This is a genomic window from Yersinia sp. J1 (assembly GCF_050586585.1).
GTDB lineage: Bacteria > Pseudomonadota > Gammaproteobacteria > Enterobacterales > Enterobacteriaceae > Yersinia > Yersinia entomophaga.
In genome coordinates, this window is record NZ_JBOBDP010000007.1 from 111,430 (window position 1) to 125,162 (window position 13,733).

The window sequence follows — 13,733 nt, forward strand, 5'->3', positions numbered from 1 at the left end:
ACATGGCAGAGAAAGAAAATACGAAAAGGAATCGGCGCGAGGAAATATTGCAAGCTTTGGCGCAAATGCTGGAATCCAGCGATGGCAGCCAGCGGATCACCACCGCGAAGCTTGCCGCCAACGTTGGTGTTTCTGAGGCTGCGCTATATCGGCATTTCCCCAGCAAAACCAAGATGTTCGATAGCCTGATCGAGTTTATTGAAGATAGTCTTATGTCCCGCATTAATTTAATTCTGCAAGACGAAAAAGAAACTTTTAATCGTCTCAGGCTTATTCTATTGCTGGTTCTTGGGTTTGCCGAACGCAATCCAGGGCTAACCCGAATTATGACCGGACATGCTTTGATGTTTGAGCAGGATCGTTTACAGGGCCGGATTAATCAGCTATTTGAACGTATTGAAGCTCAGCTACGTCAGGTATTACGAGAAAGAAAGCTACGGGAAGGTCAGGGCTTTGCACATGATGAAACCCTGCTGGCGACGCAATTGCTGGCTTTTTGTGAAGGGATGCTGTCTCGCTTTGTTCGCTCCGAATTCCGCTATTTGCCAACGCAAGAGTTCGATGCCCGCTGGCCGCTAGTGATGGCGCAATTACAATAGGTGACGGCCAATAGTCAGTCACCGCAAAAAGTAAAAAGGGCCAATTGGCCCTTTCGTCTTTGCACTTTGTTTTCAGCAAAATGGCTTAAACGCCGTAATTCTCGCGATAAACACGAACCGCGGCCAGATGATCGGCCATTTCCGGTTTTTCTTCCAGATAGGTAATCAAATCATTCAAAGTCACGATAGAAATGACTTTGCAGTGATAATCCCGTTCCACTTCCTGAATAGCTGAAATTTCACCGCGGCCACGTTCCTGACGGTCTAACGAAATCATCACGCCCGCCAGAGAAGCGCCCTGCGCGCCGATAATCTCCATGGACTCACGAATAGCGGTACCCGCGGTAATCACATCATCAACCAGCATCACACGCCCTTGTAACGGGCTTCCCACCAGGCTGCCACCTTCACCGTGATCTTTCGCTTCCTTACGATTAAAGCAGTAAGGAACATCGCGCTGATGGTGTTCTGCCAATGCTACCGCCGTTGTGGTAGCAATAGGAATCCCCTTGTACGCAGGGCCAAACAGCAGATCAAACTCTACGCCACAATCCATCAGGGCTGCCGCATAAAAACGCCCCAATAACGCCAGATCCAGCCCGGTGTTAAACAGTCCTGCATTAAAGAAGTAAGGACTGATCCGCCCTGACTTCAGGGTAAACTCGCCGAACTTCAAAACCTGTTTGTTAAGCGCAAACTCAATAAAATCGCGCTGATAGGCTTTCATTGGTGTATCTCCTTTCCAGATTAGTGACTGCTGTGGTCAGTTACCGCATCTATCCTCGATAAAATGCTCTCAGGCAACCGGGTATAAAAAAGGCGACTATCAGGTCGCCTTTATAAAAATTATTGTTCCAACGCCGCTTTCTGCGCCTGGAAGATGGTTTCTATTCCTCCCCGCGCCAAAGCCAGCAACGCCAGCAACTCTTCATGGCTGAACGGTTCGCCTTCTGCGGTGCCTTGCACCTCAATCATTCGACCATCTTCCATCATCACCACGTTCATATCGGTTTCTGCTGCAGAATCTTCCACATATTCCAAATCGCACAGGGCCTCACCTTTTACGATACCGACAGAGACAGCGGCGACCAGCCCTTTCATCGGGTTAGCTTTCAGTTTACCTTTGGCAACCAATGCATTAAGCGCATCGGCCAGTGCCACACAGGCACCGGAGATAGACGCAGTACGAGTGCCACCGTCAGCCTGAATCACGTCGCAGTCTAAAGTGATGGTGAATTCACCCAGTTTTTTCAGATCTACCGCCGCACGCAGTGAGCGGGCGATCAGACGCTGGATTTCCAATGTACGACCACCCTGCTTGCCTTTAGCGGCTTCGCGCGGGTTACGGCTATGCGTTGCACGCGGCAACATACCGTATTCAGCGGTGATCCACCCTTGTCCCTGCCCTTTAAGAAAACGCGGTACGCCTTCTTCAACGGTCGCGGTGCACAATACTTTGGTATCGCCAAACTCAACCAACACGGAACCTTCAGCGTGTTTCGTGTAATTACGGGTCAGGGTTAATGGACGTACTTGTTCTAGTGCTCGGCCTGCTGGGCGCATGGGAATTCTCCGGCGTTAAATCGATATTGGTCGCGCATTATACGGCCTTAGTGATGTAATGCCTATCCTGCCTGAGGCTGCGAGGCTATAATCCCTGCATCTTTTCTTTGAAACGGGTACGCAACGATGATCCGCAGCATGACCGCCTACGCCCGGCGTGATATTAAGGGTGAATGGGGCAGCGCAGCCTGGGAGCTGCGTTCCGTTAACCAACGTTATCTAGAAACCTACATTCGCCTGCCAGAACAGTTCCGCAGTCTGGAACCGGTCATTCGCGAGCGTATTCGCTCCCGTCTGACTCGAGGCAAAATTGAATGCCATCTGCGCTTCGAGATGGATCCTACAGCACAAAGTTCACTGATCCTGAACGAAAAACTGGCTAAACAGCTGGTTGAAGCGGCGAACTGGGTCAAAATGCAAAGCGACGAAGGCGAAGTCAATCCGCTGGATGTGCTGCGCTGGCCGGGAGTGATGTCTGCTGAAGAACAGGATTTGGATGCTATTAGCACCGAACTGTTGCAAGCGCTGGATATTGCTCTCGATGACTTTATTGTTGCCCGCGAATCTGAAGGTGCAGCGCTGAAAGCCATGATTGAGCAGCGCCTGGATGGCGTAAGCGCGGAGGTGGTTAAAGTCCGAGCTCATATGCCAAACATCTTGCAGTGGCAGCGTGAGCGTCTGCTAAGCAAATTGGAAGAAGCACAGGTTCAACTGGAAAACACCCGTCTGGAGCAAGAGTTGGTGCTGATGGCGCAGCGTGTCGATGTCGCTGAAGAGCTGGATCGCCTGGAAGCTCACGTGAAAGAAACGCATAATATTCTAAAGAAGAAAGAGGCCGTTGGTCGCCGTCTTGATTTTATGATGCAAGAATTCAACCGTGAATCGAACACGCTAGCGTCAAAATCTATTAATGCGGAAGTCACCAATTCAGCAATTGAACTGAAAGTACTTATAGAGCAAATGCGCGAGCAGATTCAGAATATCGAGTAACTTCTCACCGCATGGCAAGATAATAGAAAGCCTCTAAAGCCCGTAATCTGGACTGACCCTATAAAAAGTTGGACAGTCCAGATTACGGGCTCATTAATATCCAGATTGACTTTATTCACCGATAAAACGTAAGTTCCAATTAAATACGCTGTAGTTAAACATGTAGCGTATGGCGACATACGTAATAATCAGGGTAGCGACGACAGCCTCAAAGGTAGCCAGATAATAAAGTTGGTAGCTGTAATCTTGTACTAATTCATACTTGCTCACCAAATCCGCTAATTTATATAACGCTGTCGCACCAATTGCCATTGGGAAGGTAAACGCAGCATAACCCGGGCTAAACGGCAATTTTAGTAAACGGAAGAATGACATGTAAATTACGCAGGTCATTAATATCGCAATACCGAACAGTAATGCACATACCAGTAAAGAAGGATTTGGCACTACGGTTAAATAACCTGCCAAACTAAGGCTCGCAGGAGCAGCCATAATCGCAATGGTTGGCTTCGCTGCATCCGGAACTTCGCGGCAGAACATAAAACGATAGATCATCAGCGGCAGCATACATGCGTAACTCAACATACCGATGACTAACAATAAATACGCAACACCCATAAAGGCCTGATTAGGCACCGCAACGTCAGCCACAATAATCCCAACGGGCGGAACAAACCAACTCGGCACCATATGATGCATTTCTATTTCTTGGATCCGATGATAAATAAATACCGCAAGAAAAATCAGGTGCACTACTACCGCCAGTGACCACAAGATCTCACCCGCCAACATACTCAAATTGCCCAAGGCTTTGGAAACCACCATACACCCCATGGTAAAGGTAGGAACCACGCTACCCACCACAGGATGTTTTAAATCTGATAATAAAACTCTGAAGTGAAAAATAAATTTACTGGCTACGGCAAGTAGCAGCACCGATGCGATTATCGCCCCGATATTTTGACCTAAACCGTTTAAGGGTAATGCATTTTCCAGGCACCAACCTATACTTGAAATACCCAGTGCCAGACCGGCGATAGGCGTCGGTAATCCTCTGATTTTCCTATGTATAATTTCTAACATGTTACCGCCAAAACCATAATCTACGTAAATGAATAGGGCAAATATAGATACTCACCTTTGTTTAGGATATCCTTTTTTTATTGACTTAGCGTTTAGAAGAAATAAACAAATGGATATCACGTTGAAGCAATTGAAAGTTTTCCTAGCGGTAGCGCAAAGCGGCAATTTAACGGTCGCAGCCTCCCAATTGTTTATGACGAAAGGAGCTGTCTCTCAAACCTTGGCTGAGTTAGAAAAACGTCTGGGCCAAACCCTATTCGATCGTCACCACGCTCGTATATTTATTAATCCGGAGGGGGAAAAATTAATCTCAGTGGCTGATGAGCTGCTTTCAAGAATGAAAGACATCAATACATTATTTTCCGACAGCGCCAGCGTTCACAATTTATTTTTGGGTTGTAGTAAAACCATTGGCAGCTATATTTTGCCTGCACTTTTAGGTGAGTTTAGAAATAGCTATAACTGGTTGCCTAAAATAGCTATTGAAAACACTAACGATATTCTGAGTAAGTTACTCAAATTTGAAGTAGATTTGGCTATTCTTGAGGGAAATATCAATAATAAAGATATCTTGTCTACCCCATGGTTAACAGATGAAATGGTCGTTATCGCAACCAAAGATCACCCTCTCGCATCCGAAAAATCAGTCCCGTTCTCAGTATTGAGTCAGCAGTCATGGATATTGCGTGAGCAAGGTTCGGGTAGCCGCAGTTATTTTGAAAATCATCTGGCACCATTGTTATCGCAGCCGAAGGTCATTTTATCTTTGGATACTTTCGATTCAATTTTATTTTCTGTTCAACAAAATTTGGGAATCACCTACGCTTCCCGGCTTATCATCCAAAATCCTTTTTTTCACGACCATTTCTCAGTAATCAAAACAGAAACCCGTTTTTTCCGCTCGATAAGCCTCTGCCACCATCGACAAAAATATCTATCTAATGGTGCTCAACAGTGGATCAATTTTCTGATTCATGCAGGTAAACGACTTGAGTTTGCACGAAATAATCAGATAGAGAATTGATTATTAGTTATGTCCAAAACTGGATATAAAATAGCAAAAAATATTACCTGTATTCTCAAAATTCATAGGCCAGATAAGGGATATCCCATCTTCGGTAAGTCAGTAATATTCGAATTCTTTGGAAGATCTCGGTCAATTAGTTTGTTTATAAAAGCAGCATAATTAATAAATCAGCAACAAAAAAATGAACCAGTAGTATCTATGGCTAAATTAATAATCTTAATCGATATTAAATTTATCTTTAAGCCAAAAAGATCGTAGAATAATCTATAGAGAACCAATGGAAAAACCTGTCAAAAAGGCGTGTTTCAAACGCTGATTTATTGCTCTTTATTGCATTAGGATTTTAGGTAACCAAATAAAAAATAATGTTTTTCTCCAAGTATTCCTCCCAATCAATCTGTGTCAGTCTACAAATCCGTAGGCCTAAAGGCAATTCGTTCATTTACGGCTACTATTTATGGTCAGGCAGAGTAAGAAATTAAATAAACATTTTATTGGCTTGAGCCTAATCATCCTGCACTACTATTAATCAGTACGGCAGATTATCACTATGACAGGGCATGTCTTGGCGAAATGTATCTTTTCATACAGGTTGCTGTATCCAAGATGCATATGAACTTTTCGGGGTATCTCTCATGTTCGTAGATCAAGACACATCGATCCTGGACACTTACTTTGGCACCCATAGCCCCTATTGGCGCTTGGCTTTTGATAGCCAAGCCTTGGAACTCTCCGCCGTAAAAGGCACGACCAATATTGCCGTTCCTCTTGATTCACTTCAAACAGCGAAAGTCCGCGCACTGACAGCCATTACTTCCAGCCTGGAAATCAGTATTTCTATCTATGGCAATCCAGTTCATTTGCATCTGGTAGGACGAAAAATTAATGACAAGGAATGGGGAGGAACAGCTTCAGCATATTCAGATACTGAAGCTGTCGCGCGCGATCTGGTGATGGGATTGTCCTTTGCCGAACAAGTCGTTTCCGAAGCTAACTCGGTTATTGTCATTCTGGATAAAAATGGCTCCGTACAACGCTTTAATCGTTTGAGTGAAGAATACACTGGCAAAAAAGAACAAGACGTCATCGGTAAGAATGTTTTTGAATTATTTATGACACAGAAAGAAGGCGCATCCTCGCGTAAAAACATTGAAGGTTTTTTTAAAAGAGGTGCTTCTTATGAAGTGGAACGCTGGGTTAACACGGTAAAAGGAAAACGCCTGTTTCTTTTTCGTAATAAATTCGTGCACAGCGGCAGCGGTAAAAACGAACTTTATTTAATCTGCTCAGGTACAGATATTACTAAAGAGAGACGAGCACAGGAACGCCTGCGTGTGCTGGCGAATACCGATATGATTACCGGTTTGCCTAACCGCCACGCTATTCATGAGCGAATCAACAGTGCGATTCAAACTCGCGGAGACGACGCCGTAGGGATTATTTATCTTGATCTGGATAACTTCAAAAGAGTTAACGACCACTATGGCCATATGTTTGGCGATCGGCTGCTAAAAGATGTGTCACTTTCGATATTGAGCTGCTTGAAAGAAGATGAAATGCTCGCCCGTTTGGGGGGAGATGAGTTTATCGTTCTTATTGAAGATACGACGCTTTCTGCCCTCGAAAATGCCGCCCAACGTATTCTCGACCAAATGCGAGCCCCCTTCCGTATCGGATTGATTGAAGTTTATACCGGATGTTCCATTGGGATTGCGTTATGCCCACAGCATGGCGAAACGCTGGAAAATATCATCCGCAGCGCGGATACCGCGATGTACACGGCAAAAGAACTTGGCAAACGGACTTATTCTGTCTTTTCTCCGGAAATGAATAAGAAAGTGTCTGAATACATTTGGCTGGATACCAATCTGCGTAAAGGCCTGGAACAACATCAGCTTGTCGTATTTTATCAGCCAAAAATCTCAACTCGAACCGGTAAAGTCCTCAGCGTAGAAGCATTAGTTCGCTGGCGATCAACCGAGCGGGGTTTAGTTCCACCGCAAGAGTTTATCTCATATGCGGAAGAATCCGGTTTGATTGCTCCTTTGGGTCAATGGGTATTACAAACGGCTATGCAGCAAGCCGTTGACTGGCAAAAGAAAGGCATATATTTAAGAATTGCAGTCAATGTTTCAGCCCGCCAGTTGGTGAATGAAGCGATTATTACCAGCTTTATTAAATCGCTGGAAACCTGTGAATTGACCTCCAGCTTAGTTGATGTCGAATTAACAGAAAGCTGTCTGATTGATGATGAAAATGCAGCGATTAACATTATCAAAAAGCTCAAAGAATTGGGTGCTGAAGTCCATCTGGATGATTTTGGTACCGGCTATTCTTCACTTTCCCAGTTAGCACGTATTCCTATTGATGCGATTAAATTAGATCAGAGCTTTGTGCGCGGAATAGATAAAAATCAGGTCGCGCAGTCTTTAGTTAAGGCAATCTCCGTTGTCGCCGAAACGCTCCAAATGCGAGTTATTGCAGAAGGCGTTGAAACAATAGAGGAAGAGAATTTCCTAGATTTGTTGAGCATAGATGAAAAGCAGGGATTTCTTTATGCCAAGCCAATGCCCGCAGAAGAACTGGAGCATTGGCTGAGCAAACATACCCCGCACTTTCCAAGTAATTTAACGGGAAAAACCTAACCTAAATCGCTTTTGGCATGGTGGATGTATGCCGATCCTGTAGCATGACCAGGCGTTCAATATAAGCCAGATCTTTAGCTTCGATGGAGAAAACAGAGTCCACCCAATCTTCGGTTATATCCATCAATTCTGAACGCGTCAGCTGCAAAACGCGTTGGCGTGTTCGTATCATTGCGCGCATACCGTTTAATTTTGGTCGAATAGTATCAATGAAGGTGCGAGTAGCCATATAAGCATCCCCCGGCTGAAATAATTTATCCACCAATCCGCGACTTTCATACCATTCTGCCGCATGTGATTCCCCGCTCCAGATAAGCTCCTCGGCAACACGCATACCGGCTTTTCTAGCCACCAGCGAGTATCCTCCCATGCCTGGGAACAGATTAAAGGCTATTTCCGGAAACCCCATTCGGGCAGTGGTCTGCGCTAAAACAAAGTGATGTGCCAGCGCAGCTTCAAAACCACCACCTAAAGCGCTACCTTCAATCATGGCGATTGAGATTGCTCCGGTATCAAACCCGCGGGAGGCGGAATGAACGCAATCCACGCAGGCTCTAGCGTAAGCCATTAATGTTTCACGCTTGCGGTTTTTTATCATCTGAGCAAAGAAACTTAAATCACCTCCAACATTAAACATATGTGGAACAACCGAACCTGTAACCCAGAAGTCGATAGGCAGTTTTGACTCTTTTGCTGCCTGCGCCAGTGTCATAATATTTTCAATTAACTCAAGGTTAAAACACGGACGTGGATTCGCTCGTAACAGCATCCACATGGTATTTCGCTCTTCTTCATAATAAGCAGAGACTTGCGATAGATGCCCAGCTTCGGTAAATGGGCGGCAGCTTGGGAGATTAATCATTTTCATATATTCCATCCAATAAGTGATTTCAACACAGGTAAGCCTCTCGGCTAATTCAGCTTGCTTGAGGTCGATTTCCCCTCAAATAAGGCAAGCAAATAAATAGTGAGTCACTGGATGAAAAAAGGGAGGATATATCGATATATAAAAGAATAATGGTCAGTTAGATACGACATTTAAATATAAAAACACAGTTTTAAAATCCACCCTCGGAAATTTTGTTGGCATTTTCTACATCGCAACAGGCTTTAATCGAATTAGTTTTATACTTCTTTGGCTTGTAAATTAATCTATTCAATCTAATAAAGCCCAACATTGAGGTTATTTTTATGTGAAAGTTATAAGACATTATGGATAGAATGCTGAAATATTTTCACTTAACGTTAAATGGGCTTTGTATGCTGCAAATACTACATTTTCTTTTGGCTTTGATAATCATCACGCTACTGGCCTTAGCCGCGAGCAATGATCGCAAGCAGATTCGCCTACGGTATATTCTTCAACTTTTAGCTATTGAAATTGCCTTTGCCTACTTTTTACTGCATTCCGACATTGGGCTTGGCGCGATTCAACACTTCGCTGGTTTCTTTGAAACGTTGATGAAATTTGCCGCAATTGGTACCAGCTTCGTATTTGGTAATATGAACGAACAAGGTCTCGCGTTTATATTTCTCAATGTTTTATGCCCGATTGTTTTTGTTTCAGCTTTAATAGGAATATTGCAACATTTCCGGATCTTGCCTTGGGTAATTCGCGGTATAGGTACGGTGCTTTCAAAAGTAAACGGTATGGGAAAGCTTGAATCTTTCAATGCTGTGAGCACCTTGGTTCTCGGCCAATCAGAAAACTTTATCGTCTATAAAGGCGTGATTGCCGATATTTCTCAGCGCCGTATGTATACGCTCGCCGCTACGGCCATGTCGACTGTTTCGATGTCAATCGTCAGCGCATATATGACAATGTTAGAGCCGAAGTTTGTTGTGGCAGCCTTAATACTCAACATGTTCAGCACATTCATTGTTCTTTCCATTATCAACCCTTACCCAACGGGCGATGAGCCTGAGATAAAATTAAATAAGCTACATGATGATCAAAGTTTCTTTGAGATGTTAGGGGAATACATCCTGGCTGGATTTAAAATCGCCATTATCATCGCCGCAATGCTGATTGGTTTTATTGCGCTAATCGCCGCTATTAATGCTTTGTTTACCAGCATATTTAGCGTTAGCTTCCAGGAGATTCTCGGCTATGTGTTCTACCCCCTTGCCTGGCTAATAGGTATTCCAGCGCCGGATGCGCTAAAGGCAGGCAGTATTATGGCGACCAAATTAGTGTCTAACGAATTCGTTGCCATGATCGAGCTTAAAAAAATAGCGATTGATATGTCCCCGCGTGGCCTAGGCATTCTATCGGTGTTTCTGGTCTCTTTTGCTAACTTTGCCTCAATCGGCATTATCGCCGGCGCGATTAAAGGGTTGAATGAAAAACAGGGCAATGTGGTTTCCCGTTTCGGGCTGAAGCTAGTTTATGGCTCTACATTGGTTAGTTTATTATCAGCAACAATCGCTGGTTTAGTGCTTTGATGAAACGGTTGGCCTTAGAGTGCAATGCCTGAAGGCCAGCCATCATTGAAGATTAAAAATCGACACAGACGGGCGCATCAATACGCATTACTGACTCTTGTGAAAACTGCGCCTTGTACTTATCTCTCAGCAAGTTAACCGCGAGATCACTGTCTTTGCTTTCGGCATGAATCAGCATCAGCGCTTTGCTATTTTCTTTTGCTACTATCCCGTCATGCCCCAGCCATTGCCCTTTGGCTTCAAACACGGTTAATCCGTCTTTAAATTTCGGAGTAACCTCTGAGTCAACAAATGATTGCCACTCAGCGGGAGCAATCACCGGGCCTTGCGGGCGATTCATACCGAAATAAAGCGTTGTTTGCACCATAGGAACACCCTGCTGACAAACAGAGGGAACAGCCTTTATCGTAGCCGAATTCGCCGCTGACTCAGGACGTATAACGCATCCGTTTAAAATAAACCCCGAAGCAATTATTCCTAGAATAAAGCCGGCACGCCGACATAAGTAATTTCTGCTGTTATCCATATAGATAGGATTCTCTTTAGAATAGAAAATGACGCTGCATGAAATTAGCATTTAGCGGCTAACTGCTGCAATGGCGAAATCATTACGCCATTACGCCATTACGCCATTACGCCATTACGCCATTACGCCATTACGCCATTACGCCATTACGCCATTACGCCATTACGCCATGCAGAGTTTAAATAATCTAACTCACTCATCAATAGAAATAATAACCAACCACTGTAATACATAGCATAAAACCCCACATCGGATTAATAAATCTAATGCAAAACATACAGGGTTAGAAAATCTCAGTCGCGTTTGAATTGTGCGGCCATTACCCTTGATCTTTTGCCGCCCCCTTGTGTGAAAGACTATGTTACTTAGCGTTCTCTATATTATTGGTATTACCGCAGAAGCTATGACCGGCGCGCTAGCAGCAGGCCGTCGCCAAATGGACATGTTTGGCGTCATTATTATCGCCTCCGCCACGGCAATTGGCGGTGGTTCAGTCAGGGATATGTTGTTAGGGCATTATCCGCTGGGTTGGGTCAAAAATCCTGAATACATCGTTATCGTTGCTATCGCCGCAATAGTAACCACCTGGGTAGCACCTCTGATGCGCCATTTACGTCACCTTTTCCTGGTACTTGATGCTATCGGCCTCATCGTTTTCTCAATTATCGGAGCACAAATTGCGTTAGATATGGGCCATAGCTCTATCATTGCCGCTATCGCTGCAGTCATTACCGGTGTCTTTGGTGGCGTACTTCGCGATATGCTTTGTAACTGTATTCCCTTAGTTTTTCAGAAAGAAATCTATGCTGGAGTATCCTTTGCCGCAGCATGGATTTATATCGCTCTACAGTACACGCCGCTTTCTCATAATTGGGTTGTCATCATTACATTGGTTACTGGCCTGACTGCCCGGCTGCTTGCTTTGCGTTACCGTTTAGGATTACCCGTCTTTAAATATGAGCATCAGGATCATTGATTCTCTGTAGCTGCTAGCGCTCTATAAATTCAAACCCCTTTATTTGATGGTGCGACAACGTAGCTACAAGTTGCCGCACCTCCGAATCAGCGGCAAATGCCATTATTTGTTTTACACGCTTCTTACCTATATTCGCCAAAGATAGCCATTCTTGGTTCGAGCGCCGTAATAAATCTGTCCAGCGTTCTGGATAGTCTTCTTTTTTAGCTAGCTTGGGGAAACCCAACGCCGCCAACCACTCGCCAAACGGCCGCTCTCTTGCTACCTGAAACTGTTGATAAATCGTCTTTGCTTTCGCCGCTCCTATACCTGGTACAGCGGCAATATCATCCGGTGTAAATTCAAGCCATTCAACGAGATTACTCATCAAGCCATGGTCGATAAAGGCCTGCCAAACACCCGTACTAATACCTGCCATATTCAGTCCTGAACGGCTACTTAACCAACTCAAACGGGCAATAAATTGCTCATTACAAGAAGCGGGTTGACGGCGAAAACAGCTTAACGAATGAAATAAAGCGGAATCGGGGGGGTTAACGACATGCCGATTCTCCACTCGCCAGACAACGTTATCCAAGCGAGGGATACCTTGCCCCGCTAACGAAACTGTTATTTGATCGCCGGGAATGACGTCCCAGTACCGCCAGCGTTCAACCGATCCAACATTGACATTTTTCACCCATTTGTCATCCAGCCGAATAGGCTCTAGAGATAAAATAGCGCTGACCTTCCCTGTTCGGCCTATGGTGAAATTAACTGATTTCACCTGCGCGACTTGCTGAAAAGGAGAGTATTTCCAGGCAATAGACCAGTAACCGGGCTGTGATTGCCAATGATGCCCCGCAGGTTCTTGCTCTTGCCGGATAACAATTCCGTCGGTCACAAATGGCAACGGTGATTCAAACCAGCGTTGTCGCCATGCAACAATATCACTCGCTGAAGTGACCGGCATACTGAACTCTTTAGTCAGCGAAAATCCCATCCGCCGTAACTCACGCAGCTTCTCGGTCATAATCGCGGGTCCATCAGGCCATGCCCAAATGAAAATACCTATATCGGACAACAATGCCGAAGGTGACTTTTTCATCATTGCTCCCGCCACCAAAGCCCGGGCATTAATACCGCCAGCTTCTTTCTGTTTATGGTGAGTTACCTTTAGGAAAAGTTCGCCGTGCAGGACCAGTAACGGCGGAGCCTGAGAAATAAAGTGGGGAATTGCAGGTATATATTTCACTTTATCCGTCCAGTTCTGGCCTACTGCACCGTCGCCTCGGCTGATCGCTTGCGTCAGGTTTCCTTGAACATAGGTTAACGTGACCGCGACACCATCAACTTTAGGCTGAACCCAAAGGTTTTTTCGTTCGGCGAGCCATTCAGATAAAGCCCCTTTCCCCTGGAGTTTTTTTAATCCCGTATGAGCAACGGGATGAGATAATCTATTCTGCAAACTGATGGTAGGAGAAAGAGCGTTATTAACTCTTTTCTCGGGTATTGCTATGCATCGCACCCAGTGATTGAGCCGATACCTAAGCTGATCGTAAATATCATCTTCAATCAGGCTATTACCCTGTTGAAAATAAGCGACATCCCATTCTTCTAGTTGCTTTTCCAGTCTGGAGATCTCTGTTTCGAATTCGCTGAGCGTCCATGACGGGCAATCTACCGAAGCTGACGATCTGCCATAGAAAATAGAAACCAAGAGCATCCCCAATATGATTAACTTATCCATGTTCTTTCCCTCGCCGTCCTTGGTGAACATGAGTTAATCCGCTAGCAACGAATAATTAAATAGCCCAAAAGTGAAAATGCGGCACATCTCGAAAAATACTTTTTTCGTTACTGCAACAACTTGAAATTGCTGAATCCCCTACGCAAAGTA

13 protein-coding genes are annotated in these 13,733 nt (G+C 44.8%); 7 read left to right on the top strand and 6 right to left on the bottom strand.

Annotated elements, in window-relative coordinates:
- The first annotated feature begins 2 nt into the window (after nt 1-2).
- Nucleotides 3-599 carry a nucleoid occlusion factor SlmA gene (gene slmA / locus ACQ4OC_RS12365; protein WP_049601457.1) on the top strand — a complete coding sequence of 199 codons (597 nt, stop codon included), beginning with the start codon at nt 3-5 and terminating at the stop codon, nt 597-599.
- Between the two features lie 85 nt (nt 600-684).
- Here slmA and pyrE read toward each other — a convergent pair whose 3' ends face one another.
- A complete protein-coding gene (gene pyrE, locus ACQ4OC_RS12370; RefSeq protein ID WP_064514618.1) occupies nt 685-1,326 on the bottom strand; it encodes an orotate phosphoribosyltransferase in 642 nt (213 codons plus the stop codon).
- A 119-nt stretch (nt 1,327-1,445) separates the two neighbouring features.
- Nucleotides 1,446-2,162 carry a ribonuclease PH gene (gene rph / locus ACQ4OC_RS12375; protein WP_049601453.1) on the bottom strand — a complete coding sequence of 239 codons (717 nt, stop codon included), beginning with the start codon at nt 2,160-2,162 and terminating at the stop codon, nt 1,446-1,448.
- Between the two features lie 126 nt (nt 2,163-2,288).
- Between rph and ACQ4OC_RS12380 the strand changes: the two genes are divergently transcribed.
- Nucleotides 2,289-3,152, top strand: coding sequence for a YicC/YloC family endoribonuclease (locus ACQ4OC_RS12380; protein WP_120806613.1), 864 nt, complete (start codon nt 2,289-2,291; stop codon nt 3,150-3,152).
- 111 nt (nt 3,153-3,263) lie between these two features.
- On the opposite strand, the gene ACQ4OC_RS12385 is transcribed toward ACQ4OC_RS12380, so the two are convergent.
- Nucleotides 3,264-4,235: a TDT family transporter gene (locus ACQ4OC_RS12385; protein ID WP_430971205.1), complete on the bottom strand. Its 972-nt coding sequence runs from the start codon at nt 4,233-4,235 to the stop codon at nt 3,264-3,266.
- A gap of 109 nt (nt 4,236-4,344) precedes the next feature.
- Here ACQ4OC_RS12385 and ACQ4OC_RS12390 point away from each other — a divergent pair, with 109 nt between their 5' ends.
- Both ACQ4OC_RS12390 and pdeR read left to right on the top strand, forming a co-directional pair.
- Entirely contained in the window at nt 4,345-5,259 is a 915-nt protein-coding gene (locus tag ACQ4OC_RS12390; RefSeq protein ID WP_120806611.1) for a LysR substrate-binding domain-containing protein, read from the top strand.
- A gap of 638 nt (nt 5,260-5,897) precedes the next feature.
- On the top strand, nt 5,898-7,907 hold the full coding sequence (pdeR, locus tag ACQ4OC_RS12395) for a cyclic di-GMP phosphodiesterase (protein WP_430971213.1): 2,010 nt from the start codon (nt 5,898-5,900) through the stop codon (nt 7,905-7,907).
- 1 nt (nt 7,908) lies between these two features.
- Here pdeR and ACQ4OC_RS12400 read toward each other — a convergent pair whose 3' ends face one another.
- Entirely contained in the window at nt 7,909-8,775 is an 867-nt protein-coding gene (locus ACQ4OC_RS12400; protein WP_430971206.1) for a crotonase/enoyl-CoA hydratase family protein, read from the bottom strand.
- Between the two features lie 392 nt (nt 8,776-9,167).
- On the opposite strand from ACQ4OC_RS12400, the gene ACQ4OC_RS12405 reads away from it, so the two are divergent.
- Nucleotides 9,168-10,352, top strand: coding sequence for a NupC/NupG family nucleoside CNT transporter (locus ACQ4OC_RS12405; protein WP_064518324.1), 1,185 nt, complete (start codon nt 9,168-9,170; stop codon nt 10,350-10,352).
- Between the two features lie 52 nt (nt 10,353-10,404).
- Here ACQ4OC_RS12405 and ACQ4OC_RS12410 read toward each other — a convergent pair whose 3' ends face one another.
- The gene (locus ACQ4OC_RS12410) at nt 10,405-10,878 is read right to left on the bottom strand and encodes a DUF3574 domain-containing protein (protein ID WP_064514628.1); all 474 of its coding nucleotides are present in this window, start codon (nt 10,876-10,878) and stop codon (nt 10,405-10,407) included.
- 70 nt (nt 10,879-10,948) lie between these two features.
- Between ACQ4OC_RS12410 and ACQ4OC_RS12415 the strand changes: the two genes are divergently transcribed.
- The gene (locus ACQ4OC_RS12415; protein ID WP_430971207.1) at nt 10,949-11,113 is read left to right on the top strand and encodes a hypothetical protein; all 165 of its coding nucleotides are present in this window, start codon (nt 10,949-10,951) and stop codon (nt 11,111-11,113) included.
- A gap of 123 nt (nt 11,114-11,236) precedes the next feature.
- Entirely contained in the window at nt 11,237-11,854 is a 618-nt protein-coding gene (locus tag ACQ4OC_RS12420) for a trimeric intracellular cation channel family protein (protein ID WP_049601436.1), read from the top strand.
- 13 nt (nt 11,855-11,867) lie between these two features.
- On the opposite strand, the gene ligB is transcribed toward ACQ4OC_RS12420, so the two are convergent.
- On the bottom strand, nt 11,868-13,583 hold the full coding sequence (ligB, locus tag ACQ4OC_RS12425; RefSeq protein ID WP_430971208.1) for an NAD-dependent DNA ligase LigB: 1,716 nt from the start codon (nt 13,581-13,583) through the stop codon (nt 11,868-11,870).
- Nucleotides 13,584-13,733 lie beyond the last annotated feature (150 nt).

What these genes read in the sequence shown, in the direction of transcription:
- slmA (WP_049601457.1), top strand. Translation starts at nt 3, where the DNA reads ATGGCAGAGAAAGAAAATACGAAAAGGAATCGGCGCGAGGAAATATTG.
- pyrE (WP_064514618.1), bottom strand. Translation starts at nt 1,326, where the DNA reads ATGAAAGCCTATCAGCGCGATTTTATTGAGTTTGCGCTTAACAAACAG.
- rph (WP_049601453.1), bottom strand. Translation starts at nt 2,162, where the DNA reads ATGCGCCCAGCAGGCCGAGCACTAGAACAAGTACGTCCATTAACCCTG.
- ACQ4OC_RS12380 (WP_120806613.1), top strand. Translation starts at nt 2,289, where the DNA reads ATGATCCGCAGCATGACCGCCTACGCCCGGCGTGATATTAAGGGTGAA.
- ACQ4OC_RS12385 (WP_430971205.1), bottom strand. Translation starts at nt 4,235, where the DNA reads ATGTTAGAAATTATACATAGGAAAATCAGAGGATTACCGACGCCTATC.
- ACQ4OC_RS12390 (WP_120806611.1), top strand. Translation starts at nt 4,345, where the DNA reads ATGGATATCACGTTGAAGCAATTGAAAGTTTTCCTAGCGGTAGCGCAA.
- pdeR (WP_430971213.1), top strand. Translation starts at nt 5,898, where the DNA reads ATGTTCGTAGATCAAGACACATCGATCCTGGACACTTACTTTGGCACC.
- ACQ4OC_RS12400 (WP_430971206.1), bottom strand. Translation starts at nt 8,775, where the DNA reads ATGAAAATGATTAATCTCCCAAGCTGCCGCCCATTTACCGAAGCTGGG.
- ACQ4OC_RS12405 (WP_064518324.1), top strand. Translation starts at nt 9,168, where the DNA reads ATGCTGCAAATACTACATTTTCTTTTGGCTTTGATAATCATCACGCTA.
- ACQ4OC_RS12410 (WP_064514628.1), bottom strand. Translation starts at nt 10,878, where the DNA reads ATGGATAACAGCAGAAATTACTTATGTCGGCGTGCCGGCTTTATTCTA.
- ACQ4OC_RS12415 (WP_430971207.1), top strand. Translation starts at nt 10,949, where the DNA reads ATGGCGAAATCATTACGCCATTACGCCATTACGCCATTACGCCATTAC.
- ACQ4OC_RS12420 (WP_049601436.1), top strand. Translation starts at nt 11,237, where the DNA reads ATGTTACTTAGCGTTCTCTATATTATTGGTATTACCGCAGAAGCTATG.
- ligB (WP_430971208.1), bottom strand. Translation starts at nt 13,583, where the DNA reads ATGGATAAGTTAATCATATTGGGGATGCTCTTGGTTTCTATTTTCTAT.